This is a genomic window from Couchioplanes azureus (genome assembly GCF_014648355.1).
Taxonomy (GTDB): domain Bacteria; phylum Actinomycetota; class Actinomycetes; order Mycobacteriales; family Micromonosporaceae; genus Actinoplanes; species Actinoplanes azureus.
Genome location: NZ_BMQY01000002.1, coordinates 513,410 through 532,255, shown reverse-complemented (window position 1 = coordinate 532,255; position 18,846 = coordinate 513,410). Strand labels below are relative to the sequence as shown.

Here is an 18,846-nt window from a genome sequence, read left to right as displayed (position 1 = left end):
GATCGCGATAATGCGGGACATGGTGACGACTGTGGGTAGTGGACCCATCAACGTTCTGGCACTGCACGGCTGGTTCGGCTCGGCCCGCGGCTGGGGGTATCTGCTCGAGCTCATCGATCCCGAGCGCTTCACCTGGGCCTTCCTGGACTACCGCGGCTACGGCGACCGCCGGGACGTGGCCGGCGAGCACACCCTCGCCGAGATCAGCCGGGATGCCCTGGCCGCCGCCGACGACCTCGGCTGGGACAGGTTCGCCGTGGCCGGCCACTCCATGGGTGGCAGCGCCGCGCAGCACGTGCTCGCCGACGCCCCGCAGCGGGTCACCCACCTGGTCGGCATCAGCCCGGTCCCGGCCGGCGGCGTGCCCTTCGACGAGCGGGGCTGGGCGCTGTTCGACGGCGCCGCCGGCGACCCGGCGAACCGCCGGGCGATCATCGACCTGACCACGGGGAACCGGCTCTCCTCGCACTGGCTCGACCGGATGGTCCAGGAGAACCTGGAGTCGTCCACCGCGGCGGCCTTCGGTGCCTACCTGTCCGCCTGGGCGCGAGCCGACCTCACCGACCGGGTCAAGGGCAGCCCGGTCCCGGCGCTCGCCGTCGTGGGCGCCCACGACCCGGCGCTGGGCGCGGCGACGATGGAGGCCACCTGGATGACCACGTATCCGCACGCGCGGCTGGAGATCATCGCCGAGGCCGGACACTACGCGATGTACGAGACACCGGTGCGGCTCGTGACGATCATGGAGGAATTTCTGACGACCTGAGGCCCAGATCACACAAACGGCTCAACCCGGGCATTAGGCCGCCGATAAGTCGGACATGCTCACCGTGCTGGATTGGGCGCCGCCCAAGCTCCGTACCTTGGTCGCCATGCTGCTCTTCGTGGGCGGTTTCGTGGTCCTCTCGGTGGTCACCCGGTCGCGGGCCGGTGCGGTCGCGCAGACCCTGCCCGCGGGCTCGTCCGGCCGCGAGGACCTCGAACTGGTCGCGAGCCTCGCGTTGTGGGTGCCGGTGGTCGTCGTGCCGGTCGTCCTGTTCCTGCAGGCGACGGTGGTGTCGAGCCTGGTGCGGGTGCTGAAGATCTGCGCGAACGTGATCAAGGATGCGGCCGCGGGCGACCTCGCGCCGCGGATGCCCGTCGTCGGCAAGGACGAGCTCGGCCAGATGGCGGTCGCCTACAACGCGATGATGGATCGCTTCCAGGAAACGGTCGACGGCATCCGGCAGGCGGTCGCGGAGCTGAACTCCTCCACCGGCACCCTCGACCAGGTCAGCAGCACCATGACCCGGGCGGCCGAGGCCACCGCCGGTGAGCTCGAGACGGTGGCGCAGTCGGCCCGGCGCACCAGCGAGGAGGTCGGCTCGATCGCCGACGGCACCCACCAGATGCGGGTGGCCATCGAGGAGATCAGCACCAACACCTCCGACGTCAGCCGGATGACCGACGAGGCGGTGTCCGGGGTCGCCGTGGCCACCGAGAACGTGTCCCGGCTGCGCGACTCCAGCCAGGAGATCAACGACGTGCTGCGGTCGATCAACGCCATCGCGGCGCAGACCAACCTGCTGGCGCTCAACGCCACCATCGAGGCGGCCCGGGCCGGCGAGGCCGGCCGCGGCTTCGCCATCGTCGCCGGGGAGGTCAAGGAGCTCGCCCAGGCGACCGCCCAGGCCACCGAGGAGATCGCCCGCCGGATCGAGGGCATCCAGCACGACACCGGCGAGACGGTCGAGGCGGTCAGCGGCTTCTCCTCGATCATCGGCGCGATCGCCGAGCACCAGATCACCATCTCGGCGGCGATCGAGGAGCAGACCGCCACGACCGGCACGATGGTCCAGGGTGCGAGCCTGGTCAGCACCGGCACCACGCAGATCAGCCAGGCCATCGCCGCGGTTAGCTCGGCGGCCAACGAGGTGCGCGGCGCGGCCGAGGACACCCAGCGCTCGGTCGGCCAGCTGACCGGCACGGCCGCCCGCCTGCAGAACCTGGCCGCCGTCTTCCACTCCTGATCCGGCCGTCTCGGGCTAGATCCCGGCGGCCACCTGGGCGAACCAGCGGTCGGCCACCCGGGTGTGCAGCTCGAACCCGAGCGGCCGCGGCCCGTCCAGCACCAGCCGCTCGTGGGTCTCGTCGTTCGGCGGCGCCTCGGGCAGCTCCGTGACGGCGGCCAGCGCCGGGAAGAGGCCGAAGATCAGCAGGGTGCCGTCGGGGGCGCTGAGCGCGTCGTACAGGCGTACCGCGGCGGGGTCGGCCCGCAGCCCGGTCTCCTCCCGCAGCTCCCGCGCCGCGGCCTGCTGCCAGGTCTCCCCGACGTCGATGAAGCCGCCCGGCAGGGCGAGCCGGTCCTGCGCGGGCGGAATCGCCCGCCGGACGGCGAGCAGGCCACCGCCCACCGGCTGGACCGCGACGGCGACCGGCGCCGGGTTCTGGTAGCTGGTCTCCCCGCAGGCCGCGCAGCGCCGGGGCCACGGCTGGCCGGGGGTGAAGCGGGCGCCGCAGAAGGTGCAGTGCGCGAAACGATCAGGCATGCAAGGGAGAATTGCACGCCGCGACCAGCGCCTGCCGGCAGGCCGTCGTCAGTGGCCGCAGCGCCGCGTCCCGTTGCTGGGCCTCGTAGCCGTTGACGGCGCCGCCGGGGGCGTTGTGCTCGGCGAGCACCAGCACCTGGTCCAGGATGCTGGCGCGGGCGAAGAGCCGGCGCGACCGCGGATCGAAGCCCGGCGGCAGCGTCGCGGTGCTCTCCGGGCGGCGCAGCGCCTGCAGCGCTCCCGCCAGCTCCGGGCGCCACTGGGCGACGTCCAGGCGGGTCAGCTGGCTGGTCGCCTCGGCCAGGGCGTGGGTCAGCTCGGCCTCGGCCTCCGCGGATCCCATCTGGAACACCGGCCGGTATTCCGCGACGGAGAAGAACCGCCACCGGACCGTCTCGAAGGTGACCCCGGAGCCCGACGTGTGCCGGCGCACCTCGGGGACGACGCCGAACCCGGGCGTCATCACCGCCTCGCCGGCCACCAGCGCGGCGCCGGTCAGCTCGCCCGGGCCGGGCAGCCCGCGCGGGTCGCCGGGCACCGGCAGCACCAGGCGGATCTCGTCGGGATGCAGCTTCGCGAACGCCGGCAGCGCCTGTCCCAGCGGCACGTCCGTCCAGGTGCCGGGGGCATCGGCGACGAGGTGCTCCTCGTCGCCGGAGATCTCGTCGGCCAGCTCGTCGAAGGGGACGAGGCCGGCGCGCCAGGCGCGCACCCAGGCGACGAACCGGGTCGACCGGCGCGCCGTGAGGGTCGCCGCATCTGCTGCGGGGGACATGCGAGCAAGGGTACGTGCCCCGCGCCGACGTTGTCTCGGCCGGAGCGTCGGTTACGGCGTGTCCGCGCGGACGAGTTACGGTGCGCAGATGTATGGGGAGGACGTACTTGCAGGCAATTGGCGGCGCCGCTCGGTGATACCTGAGGTGGACGCCGAGCCCGGCCTGGTGGTGGAGGACGCCGACGCCGGTTTCTGCGGTGCGGTGGTCGGCTTCGAGTACGGCGCGGTGGTGCTCAAGGACCGGCACGGCCGGCGCCGCAACTTCCCCCTGGCCCCGGCCGGCTTCCTGCTCGACGGCAAGGTCGTCACTCTGCGCAGACCCGCCGCGGCCCCGGCCGCCCCGCAGCGCCGGCGGACGGCCTCGGGCTCGGTGGCGGTCGCCGGCGTGCGCGCCCAGGTCGCCAAGGCCAGCCGCATCTGGGTCGAGGGCATCCACGACGCCGCGCTGGTCGAACGGATCTGGGGCGACGACCTGCGCATCGAGGGCATCGTGGTGGAACCGCTGAGCGGCATCGACGACCTCGCCGCGGCGATCCGCGACTTCCGCCCGGCCCGCGGGCGCCGCGTCGGCGTCCTGGTCGACCACCTGGTGCCCGGCTCCAAGGAGAGCCGCATCGTGGCCGCGGTCGACGACCCCGACGTGCTGGTCACCGGCCACCCCTACGTGGACGTGTGGCAGGCGGTCAAGCCGCAGCGGGTCGGGCTGCGCGAGTGGCCGGTGATCCCGCCGGGGCAGCCCTGGAAGGAGGGCGTGTGCCGGGCGGCCGGCGTCGCGGAACCGGCCGATATGTGGCGCCGGATCCTGGGCAGCGTGACAAGCTACAAGGACGTCGAGACGCCACTGATCAACGCCATGGAACGCCTCATCGACTTCGTCACGGAGCCATGACAATCGCGGGGTTCTTCAAGCGCTACTTCGGCCAGATGGCCGAGGTGCCGGCCATGGCCAGGGCCGAGACGGTGGCTTCGCTCGTGCCGGCCGACGCGCAGTACGTCACCGTGGGGCCCGTCGCCGTGCTCCCCGACGTCTGGGTCTTCAACGGGGGCAAGCCCGGCACCCGGTATGGCCTGGGCCTGGGTTACCTACCGGCCAGATACCAGCAGGAGATCGCCTACCTGGTGCGCACCGCCGACCGGCTGGCGGTCGTCGCGCGGTCCGGGCCGCGCTGGTCCTGCCCGCTCACCGACCTCACCGACCTCGACGGGCATCGCGAGAACGGCTTCCTCGTGTTCACGAAGAACCGCGAGGGGCTTGCGGTCGGGTCGCAGACGCCGGTCATCGTGCCGCCGGGCGCCTCGTTCCGGACCCTGGCCCCGTACAAGTGGACGAACCTGTTCCTCGGGTGGGACGAGGAACTGATGCCGTTCGGCGTCCGGCGGCACTTCTAGGCCAGGTGGCGGGGGTCGCGGGCGAAGACGAAGGTGGCGATGTCGAGTTTGTCCAGCGTGCCGTCCGCGGAGCGCAGGACGGCGAGGAGCTCGCCCGCGTTGGCGCCCGCCGTGCCGCGCCAGCGGTCCGGGGCCTCGCGGACGAAGCGCCACGGCTCCCGTGCGGAGTAGCCCACCGGGGCCATCACCAGTTCCTCGCCGTCGGCGACCATCTCGTACTCGCCGCCCATCCACCACCAGCGCCCGCACAGCTCCGAGGCCTCGCCCTGCGGCGCGGGCGCGGGCCGCCACGGCCTCGGCGGGGCCGGCTCGGCGTCCAGCACCGCGGTCAGGGTCTCCAGGGCCACCGCGCGGATGGAGGTGCCGCGCAGGCCGTACGAGTTGGCGAAGGCGACCACCCCCGTGCGGGTCGGGCGGTGCACCAGCAGGCTGGAGACGTAGCCGGGCATCGAGCCGCCGTGGCCCGCGTACACCCGCTCGCCGACCCGGTGCAGCTCCGGGCCCAGGCCGTGGCCGGCGGTCCAGGTCTCGTCCTGCATCACCACCGGCGTGCACATCTCGTCGACGGTCTCGCGGCTCAGCACCGTGGGCGCCGGATCGGCGAGGAACGCGGCCCACTTGGCCATGTCGGTCACCGTGGACCACAGCTGCCCGGCCGGGGCCATCGCGCCCGCGTCCGGCCGGGGCTCCTCGTGCAGGGTGCCGTCGAGGGAGTGGACGACGTAGCCGCGGGCGTACGGCTCGACGGGCGAGTAGGTGGTGCGCTTCATGCCGAGCGGGTCCAGCACCCGCTTGCCGACCAGGTCCCGCCAGGACTCACCGGTGACCCGTTCCAGCACCGCCCCCAGCAGCCCGTACGCGAGGTTGGAGTAGTGGTACCCGCGGAACGGCGGTCCGGCGATCTTGTCGAAGCTCAGCTCCCGCAGGAACTGCTCGACGTCGCCTCCGTCACGGCGCTCCCACCACGGACCGTCCGGCTCCCGTTGCAGCCCGGAGACGTGTCCGAGCAGCTGGCGCAGGGTGAGCCCGCCCACCGGGGTGCCCGGCAGGTGCCGGTACAGCAGGTCGTCGAGCGCGAAGAAGCCCTCGTCGCGCAGCTGCATGACCATCGTCGCGGTCAGCGTCTTGGTGATCGATCCCAGCCGGTACTGCGTCTTCGGATCCGGTGGCGGCGTCTCGCCGGCGCCGGTGAAGTGCAGCAGCGAGCGGTCGCGGACCACCGCCAGCGCCAGGGACGGCGCCCGGCCCGCGGACTGCGCGCGGGCGGCGATCTCGGTGACGCGTCGGCCGGTTTCCGGCAGCAGGGACACGGTGAGCCTTCCAGGAAGAGGAGTCATGGGTACAACTGCGCGGAATCGGATATGGCTACGCCGCAATGGTGCCGGCGCGGTGTCGCTCCGCGTGCGCGGACGTGTCACGATCAGGGGATGGAAGCCGTCCTCTGGTTGGTCCTCGCCATCGCCCTCGCGATCGCCGAGGCCTTCACCGCGACCTTCCTGGTCATCTTCTTCGCCGCCGGCGCCCTCGCGGCGGCCGGCGCCGCGGCGCTCGGCGCGCCGATCCTCGTGCAGGCCATCGTCTTCGCCATCGTCTCCGGGCTCTCCGTCGGCGCGATCCGTCCCGTCATCATGCGCCACCAGCGGCCGGCGCTCGAGTCGGGCGAGACGCCGTTCGGCATCGAGGCGATCGAGGGCTCGCAGGCGACCGTGCTCGAGGAGGTCGACGCCGACCACGGTCTGATCAAGATCGATGGCGAGCTCTGGACCGCCCGTTCCTTCGACGGGGCCGAGAAATACCTGCCGGGCGAGCACGTCCGGGTCATCAAGGTGAAGGGCGCCACGGCCATCGTGTGGCGCGACGACACGCCACATATCTAGAGAGGCACCCATGGAAGTCGTTGTCGGTGTACTCGTCTTCGTGATCGCGCTGTTCGCGGTGATCACGCTGGTCCGGTCGGTCCGCATCGTCCCGCAACAGCGGATGGACGTCGTCGAGCGACTCGGCAAATACAAGCGCACCCTGTCGCCGGGCCTGAACCTGCTGGTCCCGTTCGTCGACGCGGTCCGCACCAAGGTCGACATGCGCGAGCAGGTCGTCAGCTTCCCGCCGCAGCCGGTGATCACCTCGGACAACCTCGTGGTCAGCATCGACACGGTGCTCTACTTCAAGGTCGTCGACCCGGTGCGCGCCACGTACGAGATCTCCAACTTCCTGCAGGCCATCGAGCAGCTGACGGTCACCACCCTGCGCAACGTCATCGGCTCGCTCGACCTCGAGCGGGCCCTGACCAGCCGCGAGGAGATCAACCGCCATCTCTCCGGCGTCCTCGACGAGACCACCGGCCGCTGGGGCATCAAGGTCACCCGGGTCGAGATCAAGGCGATCGAGCCGCCGCCGAGCATCCGCGACTCGATGGAGAAGCAGATGCGCGCCGAGCGCGACCGCCGCGCGGCGATCCTCAACGCGGAGGGCCACAAGCAGGCCCAGATCCTCACGGCGGAGGGCGAGAAGCAGGCGGCGGTCCTGCGCGCGGACGGCGACCGGCAGGCCCGCATCCTGCAGGCGGAGGGCCAGGCCAAGGCCATCCGTACGGTCTTCGACGCGATCCACACCGCGAACCCGTCGCAGAAGGTCCTCGCCTACCAGTACCTGCAGTCGCTCCCGCAGATCGCCAACGGGACGGCGAACAAGGTCTGGATCGTGCCGACCGAGCTGACCAAGGCCCTCGAGGGCCTCGGCGGCGCCCTCGGCGGCCTGGCCGGCATGGCCGGCGACAAGCCGCAGGAGTCGGTCGACTCCGGCGCGGTCGAGCGCGAGGCCGCGGCGGCGGCGCAGGCCGCGGCGGCCGAGGCGGAGGCGGTCAACGCCCAGGTCCGGGCGGCGGAGGCGGAGGCCTCCGGCGACACCGGCGCCAAGGGGCTGCCCGCGCCGGAGGCGATCCCGCCGTCGGCCGCGCTGGGCGCCGCCGACTACAACGGGGCGGGCGAGCCCGAGCGGGCCTGATGCGCCCGGCCGGCCGCCCCGGCGGCCGGCCGTCCCCACCCGGCTGGGTGCGGGATCGTAGCGAATATCGCAAAACCCCGCGCCGATGCGCGGGGTTTTGCCATGGTGGTTTCAGGATTCCGACCGGTGCCCCCGGGCCGCTCGGCTTGAGCCCACCAAGGCGGAGCCATGAGCATCAGTCAGTACCAGACCGCCAGTGGCCGCCCGTTGCGGGTGGCCCCGGCCTGGGTCGGCGCCGCGAGCCCGGCGGCCACCGACGACCATCTGCTGCCGGTCCGCGAGGCGGTCTGGATCTGGTCCGTGCGCCGATATGCCCGGATCGCCCTCTGGGCCCTGCCCGCGGGCGCGGCGCTGTACGGCTGGTCGACCCTGGGGGTGCCCGCCTGGTCGGCCGTCGGGGTGTCCGCCCCGGCCGGGCAGCTGGTGGTGGAGGTCGCCGCCGGCTGGCTCTGCACCCTCGCGATGATCGCGCTGGCGGGCCTGCTGGCCGGGTCGCGGACCCGCCGGCCGGCGGTGGCCGGGTTGCTGATCGGACTGGCCGGTGCGCTCCTGTGGCTGCCGCTGCTGGCGTTGCCGGCGGGCGGATCGCCGGGACCCGGCCTGACCCCGTCGCAGATCCACACCGCGTCCATGCTGGCCGCGGGCGTCATGGGTACCGGCTGGCTGCTGCTCGGCTGGGCGGTGCTGCGCTCCAAACTGGTCAACCCCGCCGACGGGGTGCTGCTCATCCTCGCGGCGGTGTCCATCGGGGCCGGCTCGTCCGCGGTCACCCCACTCCCGACGGTCGGCGCGCTGCTTCTGCTGGCGGCGGGCATGGGTCTTGCCTGGACCGGCTCCCGCCTGATCCCGCCCGCCTAGGCGACGATGCGTCGCGCGGCTCACACCGGGACTTCGGTGCGCGTCGGGGCGGCGTCGAGCGGCAGGTCGCGCAGCCGGCGGATCGGGCTCGACAGATAGATGACCGGGGACAGCACGGTGAGCGCCCCGAAGACGAGCAGGGTGGTGCGGGCGCCGAGCGGTCCGGCCAGGGCGCCGGCGAGCAGGCCGCCGAGCGGGATGGCGCCCCAGGAGACGAACTTGACCGTGGCGATCACCCGGGACAGGAGCTCCGGCGGGCTGGCGAGCATCCGGTAGGTGCGGGTGGTCACGCTGAGCACCACCCCGGAGCCGGCGAAGACCAGGTTGCCGGCGGCGAAGGCCAGGTAAGCGACGGTGCCCGTGCCCAACGGGATGAGGAGCGCGCCGGCCACGCCGGCGAAGGCCGCGATGATCAGGCCGCGCGCGGTGCCGACCCGGTCGGTGAACCGGGTGGTCAGGGCGGCGCCGATGAGCGTGCCCAGGCCGTCGGCGGCGAGCAGCAGGCCGACCATGAACGGCGACGCGTGCAGCTCCCGCACCAGGTAGTACGGGAAGAGGGCCAGCATCGCACCGCAGACGAAGTTCGTCGCGGTGGCGTCCCACATGGCCGGTCGGATGATCGGGTGCCGGAGCACGAAGCGCCAGCCTTCGCGGATCATCGTGACCATCGGTGGCCGCTCGGCCGGTCGCTGCACCCGCCGGGCCGGGAGGGTACGCAGCAGCGCGGCGGAGACCAGATAGCTGACGGCGTCCACGAACAGCGTCGGCACCGCACCGAGCAGCTGCACCGCGAGCCCGCCCAGCGACGGGCCGCCCAGCTGGGTGGCGGCATGCGTGCCGGAGTTGAGGCTGTTGCGCGCCTGCAGCTGCGCGGCCGGCACGATCTCCGGCAGGAAGGTCTGGTTCGCCACGTCGAACAGGACGTTGCCGAAGCTGACGACCAGGGCGACCGCGACCAGCTGGGGCACCGTCAGGGCGTCGAGCCACCAGGCCAGGGGGATGGACGCGAGAGCGAGCGCCCGGACGAGATCGAGGGCGACCTGCATGCCCCGCAGCGGCACGCGCTGCACGAGCACCCCGGCCGGCAAGCTGATCACCAGGTAGGCGAGGTAGCCGGCCGCCGTGATCAGGCCCATCTCGAAGGCCGACGCGTCCAGCACGGTCAGCGCGGTCAGCGGCAGGGCCACCCCGCCGACCGCCGAGCCGAGGTGACTGGTCGTGCCGGCGAGCCACCAGCGCCAGAACGAGTTGAGTTTCATAATGGAACTGACTATAGGGTCTGGGATGAGAAGAGTCGATCCGAGAACGGTCCGGCTCAGTGCGGGCGGCTGCGCCTGATCCGGTAGACCACGGAGCGCCGCAGGGGGCCCGGGGGGATGGTCGGGTCGTCGAAGTCGTCGGCCGGGTCGCGGGTCATGCCGAGCCGGTGCATCACCGCGCGCGACCGCACGTTGCCGGTCGCGGTGACGGCCAGGATCTCGGGCAGGCCCAGCACGTCGAAGCCGAAGTCGAGGCAGGCGTGCCCGGCCTCGGTCGCGTAGCCGTGGCCCCAGGCCGGGCGGGCGAGCCGCCACCCGATCTCCACGCCCCGCACCGGCAGGCCGGGATCGACCGGGTCGAGGCCCGCCATCCCGACGAACTCGCCCGTCGCCGCCACCTCGAGCGCCCACCAGCCCCACCCGCGCCGCGCCAGGTCGTCGCGGAAGGACGCGGCCGAGCCGGCGCTCTGCTCGTAGGTCAGGATGGACGGGAAGTGCTCGCGGACGGCCGGGTCCGCGTTCATCGCGGCCCACGGCAGGATGTCGTCGTCGCGCCACTGGCGCAGCACGAGCCGCGCGGTCTTCAGCTCAGAGGTCGTCATCGCGTCCCAACTCCCAGAAGGCCACCGCCGCCGCCGCGGCCACGTTGAGCGAGTCCACGCCGCGGCGCATCGGCAACCGTACCGGGACGTCGGACGCGGCCAGGGCGTGCCGGGACAGGCCGGGACCCTCCGCACCCAGCAGCAGGGCCGGCCGGGCACGCTGCGCCGCGTCCAGCCGCTGCATCGGCACGGCATCGGGTGCGGGGGTCAGCGCCAGCACCGAGAAACCGGCCTCGCGGACCCGGGACAGGCCGTCCGGCCAGGGCTCCAGCCGGGCGTACGGCACCGCGAACACCTCGCCCATGCTCACCCGTACGCTGCGCCGGTAGAGCGGGTCCGCGCAGGACGGTGACAACAGGACGGCGTCGATGCCGAGGGCCGCCGCGCCGCGGAAGACGGCGCCGATGTTGGTGTGGTTGTTGACGTCTTCGAGGATCGCGACGCGGCGGGCGCCGGCGAGCACCTCGCCGGCGTCGAGCAGGGGCAGCCGGTGGAACGACGCGAGCACCCCCCGGTGGACGTGGAAGCCGGTCGCCTGCTCCAGCACCTGCGGGGTGGCCGCGTAGACCGGCGCGTCGTCGAGGTCGTCGAGCTGGTCCACCCGCTTGGCGTCGACCAGATAGGACCGCGGCCGGTAGCCGGCCCGGCGCGCCCGGCGCAGGACCAGCTCGCCCTCGGCGATGAAGAGCCCGTGCGGCGGCTCCCACTTGGTGCGCAGTTCGAGGTCGGTGAGGGACCGGTAGTCGCCGAGGCGCTCGTCGGACGGATCGGTGATCAGGTGGACGTCGGGCACCCGGGGAGCATGCCACCCGGCCGGCGCGAGGCCGGGCGCCGGGGCGGCACCTGTCCCGGTCTCCGGCCGGGCAGGCGAGGATGGGCCGATGATCGTCGATTCGCTCGAAACCCTTCGCCGGCGGCGCAGCGCGAAGTGGCGTACCCACCCGGACGACGTCCTGCCGCTGTTCGTCGCGGAGCTGGACGTGCCGCTCGCGCCCGTGGTCGCGGACGTGCTCCGCGCCGCCGTGGACGCCTCCGACACCGGCTACGCCGCGGCCGGTCCCGACCTCGGTGCCGCCGTCGCCGGGTTCGCCGCCCGGCGCTGGGGGTGGGACGTCGACCCGGGCAGGGTCACCCCGGTCACGGACGTCGGCGTCGGGGCGGTGGAGCTGCTGCGGGTGCTGACCCGGCCCGGCGACGCCGTGGTGATCAGCCCGCCGGTGTACGCGCCGTTCTTCCACTGGGTCGCCGAGGCGGGTGCGCAGCTGCGCGAGGTGCCGCTGACCGGGGACCTGCGGCTCGACCTCGCCGGGCTGGAGGCCGCCTTCGCGGACCGTCCCGCGGCCTATCTGCTGTGCAATCCGCACAATCCGGTCGGCCGGGTGCATTCCCGCGACGAGCTGGCCGCGCTGGTCACGCTGGCTTCCCGGTACGGGGTGACGATCGTCAGCGACGAGATCCACGGCCCGCTGGTGCTGCCCGGCGCCACCTTCACGCCGTTGCTGAGCCTGCCCGGGGCGGCCGAGGTCGGCGTCAGCCTGGTGTCGGCGAGCAAGGCCTTCAACCTGGCGGGCCTCAAGTGCGCGGCCGTGGTAGACGGCGACCGCGCGCTGACGGCGTCGTTCCCGCCGGACGTCCCCTGGCGTACGGGGCACTTCGGGCTGCTGGCCACGGTGGCGGCGTTCACCCGGGGCGACGAGTGGCTGGACGGGCTGCTCGGCTTCCTCGACGAGCGCCGGACGCAGCTGGGCGAGCTGCTGCGTACCCGGTTGCCCTGGATCTCCTGGCAGCCGCCGGAGGCGACCTACCTGGCCTGGCTCGACTGCCGCGCGGCGCAGGCGGACCGGGAGCCGGCCGAGCTGTTCCTGCAGCGGGGCCGGGTGGCGCTGGAGGCGGGCCCGAAGTTCGGTGCGTTCGGCGCCGGGCACGTTCGCCTCAACTTCGGCACCAGCCCGGCGATCCTGGAGGAAGCGGTGGGCCGCATGGCCGGGGCCGCCCACTGACCAGCGGCGCACCGGGTAGGGCGGCGGATCACGCCGGGCGGCAGTACGGTTGTACTGTTCGCGTCGTTCTGCGGTCGGAGGTGCGCAGGTGTCATCCGGTTCCGGTTCCGACCCGCACATGCTCGCGCTGCTGCGGGCCATGCGCCTGCGGGCGGCCGCGCCGGACGCGGCGGCCGCCGGGGAGCGGGACGCGGCGGCGGCCCTGGCCGGCCGGGCCCGGGACGACCGCGACGAGCAGGACCGCGACCGGGACCGCCACGGCCGCGACCGGGAGGCCCGCAGCGAGCAGGGCGCCGGCGAGCCCGTGCATCCGGAGAGCATCCTGCATCCGCAGTGGCCCGTCCGCGAGGACGCGACCGGCAGGTCGGAGCTGCCGTCGGCGCACCCGTTCCGGGAGTTGTCGGCGCCCGGCATCGCCCAGCCGGGGGAGACGGAGCACCTGGGCGCGGTGCGCGATCAGGGCGCCGGGACGGCCGGTGGCTTCCGGGCGTCGGTCGGGCCCGTCCCGTCCGGTCCACGGCTGCCGCAAGCGCCGGTGCCCGGCACGACCCCCCGCGGGCCCGTTCCCTCCACGCCGGCCCCGGACACCTCCGGCACCGAACCGGCGGCTCCGGCGGTCGTGCCCGGCACCACGTCCCCGGGCTTCGCCTGGCCCGTCATCAGCCCGCTGCTGCCCGCCGCGACTCCGCCGAGCGCCCCACCGCCGGACACGACCCCGCCGGGTGCCGGGGACCCGGCTCCGGCCCGGTCACCGGGAGCGGCGTCGCCCGCGGCGGCCCCGCCGGACGCCGACGGACCCGCGCAGGCTCGCACCCCCGGCGTCACCTCACCCGGCGTCGTCCGGCCCGGGCAGAACCCGGCCGCGCCGCGGGTCCCGGCCACCGACGTCGACCCCGGCCACCTGATGGATCTGCTGCCGGAGGATCTGACGCGTCCCGCACCGACCAGGCCGTTGTCCGCCACGCCACTGCCGGGCGCGCCGCCGGTGAACCCGCCGGCCCCGGCGGCCGGTCCGGCCCCGCCCGTTCCGGGCGCACCCACGCCTCCGCCTGTCCGGGGCTTTCCCGTGCCGCCGCCCGTTCCGGGCACTCCGGCCGGCCCGGGCGCGTTGCCGCCGATTCCGCTCGCTCCGGCGGCGGGTCCCGGGGCGACGCCGCCCGCCGTCCCGGGAGCTCCGGCGGCGGGTCCCGGGGCGACGCCGCCCGCCGTCCCGGGAACTCCGGCGACCGGTCCCGGGTCGAGGCTGCCCGCGCTCCCGCCCGCTCCCGGTGTTCCGCCGGCCGTTCCGGGTGGGTCACTGCCGGTGCTGCCGCCGGTCCCGGGGACCCGGCCGGTCGCCCCGGGTGTGGCGCCTCCGCCGGTCCCCGGCACCTGGCCGGCCGTACCGGGCGCGCCGGCGCCGGGCGCGTCCGGGCCCGCCGTGCCGCCCGCCGCGGGGCTTCCGGCGGCCGCGCCGGGCTCGGTGCCCGCCGCCCCGCCGAGGCGCCCCACCATCCCGTATCCACCCGGGCCCGGCCCGTGGGCCGCGGGCATCCCGGGCGCCTCGACCGACCCGATCGGCGCCATCCCGGCCGTCGGCGGCCCGCGGGTCGCCGGCCCGGCGTGGCAGGGCGACGTGCCGCCGATCGCCGCGCCGCCGCCGGTCCGGCCGCCGGTCGCCGGGCGTCCCGCCGTACCCGTCGACGGGATGGACCCGGCCGACGACGCCGAGCTGCATGCGGTGCAGCGCCTGCTGATCAGCAGCCTGGAGCTGGCCGGCGGGCAGGTCGAGGTGGCCACGCGCCTGCGGGCCGCGCTCGTGCAGGCCGAGCCCGCCCTGTTCGCGAGGATTCCCGGCGGCCCGCTCGCCCAGATCGAGCAGCTCGCCGAGGGGCTGGCCTGGCTGGCGCAGCACACCGACCAGCCGCCCGCGCTGGTCGCCGGGTTCGGGCGGCTGGGTGCGGCGCTCGCCGAGTGCGGGGTCGCCCCCCAGCAGTTGCAGCTCGCCGGCGCGGCGCTGGCCGAGGCGATGCGGGCCGGGATGGCCGCCAACGGCTGGCGGCAGGACTTCGACCACGCGTGGCGGTCGACCTGGCAGCACGCGTACCAGTGGATCGCGCACGGCATGGTGGCGGCGCAGTACCAGCCGGTGACCTGGACCGCGGTGGTCGTGTCGCACGAGCGGCGCCGGGAGGACCTCGCCGTGGTGCGGCTGCGGCCGTACCTGCCGATGCCGTACTGGCCGGGGCAGTTCGCGCGGGTCGAGGTGCCGGAGCTGCCCGGGGTGTGGCGGCCGTACTCGCTGGCCGGGGCGCCACGCCGGGACAACGTCGTCGAACTGCACGTGCGCGCGAAGTCGCTGGACGGGGTCAGCGGCACGCTGGTGCACCGTACGCAGCCCGGCGACAAGGTGAAGATCTGGCGCGCCGAGGGGCGGATGACCCTGCCGCCGTCCGGCCGTGACCTGCTCATGATCGCGGGGGACACCGGGATCGCGCCGCTGAAGGCGCTGCTCACCGAGCTCGCGGAGACCGGTGATCCGCGCTCGGCCGTGCTGTTCTGGGGCGCGCGGACCCTCGAGGAGCTCTACGACATCGACGAGATCACCGCGATCGCCGGGGCGGCGCGGCGGGCCACCGTCGTGCCGGTGATCTCCGAGGGACCGGCCGGGCCGTACGCCTCCGGGCTGGTCACCGACGCGGTCGCGGCCTACGGGGAGTGGTCGGGTCACGAGGTGTTCCTGGCCGGTCCGCCGCTCATGCTGGCCGCCACCGCCTTCGCGCTGCACCAGCTCGGCGTCGCGCCCGAACGGATCCACCACGACCGGCCCGAGTGACCGGCACGACCGGCCCGGGTGACCGGACGGGTCAGCGGCCGCCGGAGGCCGTGGGCCCGGCCGGGCGGGCGGGCGCAGACCCCGCTGCGCGGGCGGTGGCCTCGACGGCGGACAGCAGCAGGTCCACGCCGAATGCGAAGTAGCGGTCGATGTCGGGCTCGCGGTGGTACGTCTCGGCGAAGGCGACCAGCATCGGGAACCGGTCGGCGGGCAGGCGCTCCAGCTGCAGCCGGCGCTGGCGGCGCCACTCGGCCGCCTCGCCGGGCGGGACCCTGGCCGGGCAGCCGGGCTGCCCGGCGACCAGGCCGATCGCGCCGTGCAACAGGTACGACGCCGCCCAGTAACCCTCCTCGACGGTGAACCCGGCCTGGGTGAGCAGGGCGAGCGCGTCGTCCGTGGCCCGGGAGAAGCTCTCCACCTGGTCCTTCTCCACCGACATCAGCAGATCCGGCAGGATCGGGTGCTCGCGCATCACCGTGACCAGCGTCTCCATCATCGCGCGCAGCTGACGGGGCCACGGGTCGGTGGCGGCGCGGTCGGCCCGGACCCCGGCGAACGCGTGGTCGACGATGCCGAGCAGGAGCTCGTCCTTGTTCTTGAAGTGCCAGTAGAGCGCCATCGGGGTGACGCCGAGCTCCTTGGCGAGCCGCCGGACGGTCACCGCCTCGAGGCCCTCCTCGTCGCCGAGGCGCAGCGCCCGCTCGGCCACGGCCGCCTTGCTGAGTCTCTCCACCGCCACTTGACAACCATACAACGTACAGGTCTCATGTACGAGGTACATGTACGCCGTACATGTACCTCGTACAAGGGAGAATCGATGGAGAAGAACCGGCGGTGGTGGGCGCTCGTCGCGGTGGCGCTCGGCACCTTCATGACCTACCTGGACAACAACGTGGTCAACGTGGCCCTCCCGTCGATCCAGCGGGACCTGCACCTGAGTCTCAGCGGGCTGGAATGGATCGCCAGCGCGTACATCCTGGTCTTCGCCGGCCTGCTGCTGGCCGGCGGACGGATCGCCGACGTGCTGGGCATGCGCGGCACCTTCTTCGCCGGGCTGGCGGTGTTCTCCGTCGCGTCGGTCGCCGCCGGCCTCGCCGGCGACCAGGAGATCCTGATCGCGGCCCGGGCCGCGCAGGGTGTCGGCGCGGCGCTGCTCACCCCGGCCTCGCTGGCCCTGCTGCCGGAGCTGTTCCCGGACCCGCGCGAGCGCGGCGCGGCGATCGGGGTCTGGGGTGGGGTCGGCGCGCTCGCGCTGGCGATCGGCCCGCTGGTCGGCGGCTGGCTGAGCGAGCACACCTCGTGGGGCTGGATCTTCCTGATCAACGTACCGATCGGGATCGTCACCGCGGTCCTCGCCGCGCTCAGCCTGCCCGCCGGCCGGCGCGCCGCCCGCGGCCTGGACCTGCCCGGCCTGGCCACCTCGTCCCTGGCGCTCTTCGCCCTGACGTACGCCCTGATCGAGGGCAACTCCCGCGGCTGGACCTCGGGCACCATCCTGGCCGGTTTCGGGATCGCCGCCGCGTCGGCCCTGGCGTTCGTGCTGATCGAGGCACGCTCCGCGAATCCGATGGTGGACCTGGCCTTCCTGCGGCTGCCGGTGTTCAGCGGCGGGCTGCTGGCCATGGGCCTGTGGGCGTTCGGCGTCTTCGGCATCTACTTCTACACAGCCATCTACCTGCAGAGCGTGCTCGGCTTCACCCCCACCGAGGCGGGCGCCGCGTTCGTCCCGATGGCGCTGGTCATGGCGGTGTTCGCGACGCTGGCGCCACGCCTGGAGGTGCGGTTCGGCGCGGCCCGGACGGTGGCCGGCGCATTGGCCCTGATGGCCGTGGCGGTGGCCGGGATCTCCACCTACGGCGAGGGCACCGTCTACCTCGACCTGCTGCCGTGGTTCGTGCTCTACGGCGTCGGGGGTGGACTGATGGTCCCGCTGAACAACGTCATCGTCGGGGCGCTGCCGGCCGGGCGGGCGGGCATCGCGTCCGGCATGCTCAACGTCTCCCGGGAGGTGTTCGGGCTGCTGGGCATCACCATCCTCGGCGCGATCCTGACCGACCGGGCCGAGGCGGCCACCGGCAGCGAGCTGCACCGCTACCTCGAGGGCTACCAGTTCAGCCTGGTGGTGGCGGCGATCCTGGTCGCGGTCGGCGTGCCGGTCAGCCTGTACGCGCTGCGCGCGGTGCGCAAGGCGCCGGACGCCGGTGCGCCGTCGGTACCGGAAAGGGTGCCGGAGCCGGTCTGAGCCGTCAGAGCGCCTGGGCGAGCGCCTTCGCGTACGCCGGTGGCACGAAGGTCTGCCCGCCCGGGGTGAGCACCGACTCCCGGGATGCCTCCGCCCACGCCGCGGCCGGGACGGCGGCGCGCAGCGCGGCGACCACCGGAGCGTCGCGCCACTGCGGGTCGTCGGCGAGCATGGTGAGGGCCACCAGGGACTCCTCGACCTCGCCGACGCACTCGAAGGGCTTGTGCGCGTCGATGCCGAGCAGCTCCAGATAGCCCGGGACCTGCGCGGGGTCGGCGAACAGGTCGCGGCCGAAGATGCGGGTCAGCCGCTCGCGGGGCATCGACGGCGCCATGGCGAGGGCCACGAAGCGGCACTTCGGGCAGTCGCCGCACCAGCGGGCCGTCGGGTCGTGCAGCTTGAACGCCTTGTTGCAGCTGGTGACCACGTCGTCGTACGCGGTGAACCGGGCGAAGAGCTGGGCGATGTGCAGCTCGGACAGCGAGCGCAGCAGCGAGAAGTACGGCTCGGTCAGGCCCGTGTGCGCGGTCACGGCGGCCCGAAGCAGGCCCTCGGCGGCGACGCCCTTGGACCACTGGTGGTTGATCGGGTGACCGTTCCAGATCAGGTTGGGGTCGGACGCGGACCGCTCGTTCGACATCACCACCGGGCCGAGCCCGTGCAGGGTGGCGGTGGCGATCGCGATCAGCGAGTTGATCGCCGTGACCGGGATGTGGCCGTTGCGGGCGCCGGCCTCGTTCAGCGCGAACAGCCGCGGGTCGAGCCGGCGGCGGGCGGCCAGCGGGGCGAGGCCGGACGCGGCGTTGACCGCGACGATCACCGGGTTGGGGTTGACCGAGAACGGCACCGGGTCGAGGCCCGCGGCGCGGAGGATCTCCAGCGTGACGATGGAGTCCTTGCCGCCTCCGACGGCGGACAGCGGGCGTGCGCCGGAGTTGTCCACCGGCGGGGCCGCCGGGGCCACGGCGGGCACCCGCACGGTCATGTCGAGCACGTACGGGAGCTGGTTCACGTACGCGTACTCGCCGAGGCCCTGGCTGTAGACGGCGTCGAACAGGGCGGCGGCCTCGGCCGGCACGGCGGTGGGCGCCTCGATGCGCTCGGGCGCGCCGACCTTGTAGTAGCTCACCCCGGCGACGACGTGCAGCAGGTCGAGCACCCGGAGGAACGTGTCCGGCACGTCCCGGCCGTCGGGCACGGGGAAGGTGACCGTCTCGGTGAAGGACTCCGGCTCCGGCCCGTCGAGCAGGTAGTCGAACGTCGCGACCCCGGTGGCGGGGTCGTATGCGTACGAGGGGAAGCGCATGACGTCGAACTGCACCCGCGAACTCCTGTCACTGGACCGACGGGCAATACTAGTGCGATTCGACCGAGG

The 18,846-nt window shown here is 73.9% G+C and carries 18 protein-coding genes; 10 read left to right on the top strand and 8 right to left on the bottom strand.

Annotated features, from left to right (window positions below):
- Positions 1-19: 19 nt before the first annotated feature.
- Entirely contained in the window at positions 20-766 is a 747-nt protein-coding gene (locus tag IEY99_RS09470) for an alpha/beta fold hydrolase (protein WP_229798402.1), read from the top strand.
- 106 nt (positions 767-872) lie between these two features.
- Positions 873-2,009 carry a methyl-accepting chemotaxis protein gene (locus IEY99_RS09465; RefSeq protein ID WP_229798400.1) on the top strand — a complete coding sequence of 379 codons (1,137 nt, stop codon included), beginning with the start codon at positions 873-875 and terminating at the stop codon, positions 2,007-2,009.
- A 15-nt stretch (positions 2,010-2,024) separates the two neighbouring features.
- Here the strand turns inward: IEY99_RS09465 and IEY99_RS09460 are convergent, their stop codons facing one another.
- Both IEY99_RS09460 and IEY99_RS09455 read right to left on the bottom strand, forming a co-directional pair.
- A complete protein-coding gene (locus IEY99_RS09460) occupies positions 2,025-2,528 on the bottom strand; it encodes an NUDIX domain-containing protein (RefSeq protein WP_189201471.1) in 504 nt (167 codons plus the stop codon).
- Positions 2,521-3,303, bottom strand: coding sequence for an Rv1486c family protein (locus IEY99_RS09455; RefSeq protein ID WP_189201469.1), 783 nt, complete (start codon positions 3,301-3,303; stop codon positions 2,521-2,523). The genes IEY99_RS09460 and IEY99_RS09455 overlap by 8 nt, the downstream gene beginning before the upstream one ends.
- 88 nt (positions 3,304-3,391) lie before the next feature.
- Here IEY99_RS09455 and IEY99_RS09450 point away from each other — a divergent pair, with 88 nt between their 5' ends.
- Entirely contained in the window at positions 3,392-4,192 is an 801-nt protein-coding gene (locus IEY99_RS09450; RefSeq protein ID WP_189201467.1) for a DUF3097 domain-containing protein, read from the top strand.
- A complete protein-coding gene (locus tag IEY99_RS09445; RefSeq protein WP_189201465.1) occupies positions 4,189-4,692 on the top strand; it encodes a hypothetical protein in 504 nt (167 codons plus the stop codon). The genes IEY99_RS09450 and IEY99_RS09445 overlap by 4 nt, the downstream gene beginning before the upstream one ends.
- Here IEY99_RS09445 and IEY99_RS09440 read toward each other — a convergent pair.
- Entirely contained in the window at positions 4,689-6,002 is a 1,314-nt protein-coding gene (locus tag IEY99_RS09440) for a serine hydrolase domain-containing protein (RefSeq protein WP_189202160.1), read from the bottom strand. The two genes, IEY99_RS09445 and IEY99_RS09440, sit on opposite strands and share 4 nt — an antisense overlap.
- Positions 6,003-6,119: 117 nt before the next feature.
- On the opposite strand from IEY99_RS09440, the gene IEY99_RS09435 reads away from it, so the two are divergent.
- From IEY99_RS09435 to IEY99_RS09425, 3 genes are all read left to right on the top strand, one after another.
- The gene (locus IEY99_RS09435; protein ID WP_189201463.1) at positions 6,120-6,569 is read left to right on the top strand and encodes an NfeD family protein; all 450 of its coding nucleotides are present in this window, start codon (positions 6,120-6,122) and stop codon (positions 6,567-6,569) included.
- 10 nt (positions 6,570-6,579) lie between these two features.
- Positions 6,580-7,695 (top strand): SPFH domain-containing protein, encoded by a 1,116-nt coding sequence (locus IEY99_RS09430; protein ID WP_189201461.1) that lies wholly within the window; start codon positions 6,580-6,582, stop codon positions 7,693-7,695.
- Positions 7,696-7,863: 168 nt separating this feature from the next.
- Positions 7,864-8,553 (top strand): hypothetical protein, encoded by a 690-nt coding sequence (locus tag IEY99_RS09425; RefSeq protein ID WP_189201459.1) that lies wholly within the window; start codon positions 7,864-7,866, stop codon positions 8,551-8,553.
- Between the two features lie 20 nt (positions 8,554-8,573).
- Here the strand turns inward: IEY99_RS09425 and IEY99_RS09420 are convergent, their stop codons facing one another.
- The 3 genes from IEY99_RS09420 to IEY99_RS09410 are packed head-to-tail and all read right to left on the bottom strand — an operon-like array spanning position 8,574 to position 11,207.
- Positions 8,574-9,812, bottom strand: coding sequence for an MFS transporter (locus IEY99_RS09420; protein WP_189201458.1), 1,239 nt, complete (start codon positions 9,810-9,812; stop codon positions 8,574-8,576).
- Positions 9,813-9,868: 56 nt separating this feature from the next.
- Complete coding sequence (locus IEY99_RS09415; RefSeq protein ID WP_189201456.1) at positions 9,869-10,414, bottom strand: GNAT family N-acetyltransferase; 546 nt, start codon at positions 10,412-10,414, stop codon at positions 9,869-9,871.
- Entirely contained in the window at positions 10,401-11,207 is an 807-nt protein-coding gene (locus IEY99_RS09410; protein ID WP_229798399.1) for a TrmH family RNA methyltransferase, read from the bottom strand. The genes IEY99_RS09415 and IEY99_RS09410 overlap by 14 nt, the downstream gene beginning before the upstream one ends.
- Before the next feature lie 88 nt (positions 11,208-11,295).
- Here IEY99_RS09410 and IEY99_RS09405 point away from each other — a divergent pair, with 88 nt between their 5' ends.
- Both IEY99_RS09405 and IEY99_RS34105 read left to right on the top strand, forming a co-directional pair.
- A complete protein-coding gene (locus IEY99_RS09405) occupies positions 11,296-12,414 on the top strand; it encodes a MalY/PatB family protein (RefSeq protein ID WP_189201454.1) in 1,119 nt (372 codons plus the stop codon).
- A gap of 88 nt (positions 12,415-12,502) precedes the next feature.
- Positions 12,503-15,229, top strand: coding sequence for a hypothetical protein (locus IEY99_RS34105; RefSeq protein WP_229798398.1), 2,727 nt, complete (start codon positions 12,503-12,505; stop codon positions 15,227-15,229).
- Positions 15,230-15,260: 31 nt separating this feature from the next.
- Here IEY99_RS34105 and IEY99_RS09395 read toward each other — a convergent pair whose 3' ends face one another.
- Complete coding sequence (locus IEY99_RS09395; RefSeq protein WP_229798396.1) at positions 15,261-15,968, bottom strand: TetR/AcrR family transcriptional regulator; 708 nt, start codon at positions 15,966-15,968, stop codon at positions 15,261-15,263.
- A 78-nt stretch (positions 15,969-16,046) separates the two neighbouring features.
- Between IEY99_RS09395 and IEY99_RS09390 the strand changes: the two genes are divergently transcribed.
- Positions 16,047-17,471 (top strand): DHA2 family efflux MFS transporter permease subunit, encoded by a 1,425-nt coding sequence (locus IEY99_RS09390; RefSeq protein ID WP_189201450.1) that lies wholly within the window; start codon positions 16,047-16,049, stop codon positions 17,469-17,471.
- 4 nt (positions 17,472-17,475) lie between these two features.
- Here IEY99_RS09390 and IEY99_RS09385 read toward each other — a convergent pair whose 3' ends face one another.
- A complete protein-coding gene (locus IEY99_RS09385) occupies positions 17,476-18,792 on the bottom strand; it encodes a MurL-like N-terminal domain-containing (RefSeq protein WP_505661152.1) in 1,317 nt (438 codons plus the stop codon).
- Between the last annotated feature and the right edge of the window lie 54 nt (positions 18,793-18,846).

Excerpts from the sequence above, each read along its gene's own strand:
- IEY99_RS09470 (WP_229798402.1), top strand. The coding sequence starts at position 20 with ATGGTGACGACTGTGGGTAGTGGACCCATCAACGTTCTGGCACTGCAC.
- IEY99_RS09465 (WP_229798400.1), top strand. The coding sequence starts at position 873 with ATGCTGCTCTTCGTGGGCGGTTTCGTGGTCCTCTCGGTGGTCACCCGG.
- IEY99_RS09460 (WP_189201471.1), bottom strand. The coding sequence starts at position 2,528 with ATGCCTGATCGTTTCGCGCACTGCACCTTCTGCGGCGCCCGCTTCACC.
- IEY99_RS09455 (WP_189201469.1), bottom strand. The coding sequence starts at position 3,303 with ATGTCCCCCGCAGCAGATGCGGCGACCCTCACGGCGCGCCGGTCGACC.
- IEY99_RS09450 (WP_189201467.1), top strand. The coding sequence starts at position 3,392 with ATGTATGGGGAGGACGTACTTGCAGGCAATTGGCGGCGCCGCTCGGTG.
- IEY99_RS09445 (WP_189201465.1), top strand. The coding sequence starts at position 4,189 with ATGACAATCGCGGGGTTCTTCAAGCGCTACTTCGGCCAGATGGCCGAG.
- IEY99_RS09435 (WP_189201463.1), top strand. The coding sequence starts at position 6,120 with ATGGAAGCCGTCCTCTGGTTGGTCCTCGCCATCGCCCTCGCGATCGCC.
- IEY99_RS09430 (WP_189201461.1), top strand. The coding sequence starts at position 6,580 with ATGGAAGTCGTTGTCGGTGTACTCGTCTTCGTGATCGCGCTGTTCGCG.
- IEY99_RS09425 (WP_189201459.1), top strand. The coding sequence starts at position 7,864 with ATGAGCATCAGTCAGTACCAGACCGCCAGTGGCCGCCCGTTGCGGGTG.
- IEY99_RS09420 (WP_189201458.1), bottom strand. The coding sequence starts at position 9,812 with ATGAAACTCAACTCGTTCTGGCGCTGGTGGCTCGCCGGCACGACCAGT.
- IEY99_RS09415 (WP_189201456.1), bottom strand. The coding sequence starts at position 10,414 with ATGACGACCTCTGAGCTGAAGACCGCGCGGCTCGTGCTGCGCCAGTGG.
- IEY99_RS09405 (WP_189201454.1), top strand. The coding sequence starts at position 11,296 with ATGATCGTCGATTCGCTCGAAACCCTTCGCCGGCGGCGCAGCGCGAAG.
- IEY99_RS09390 (WP_189201450.1), top strand. The coding sequence starts at position 16,047 with ATGGAGAAGAACCGGCGGTGGTGGGCGCTCGTCGCGGTGGCGCTCGGC.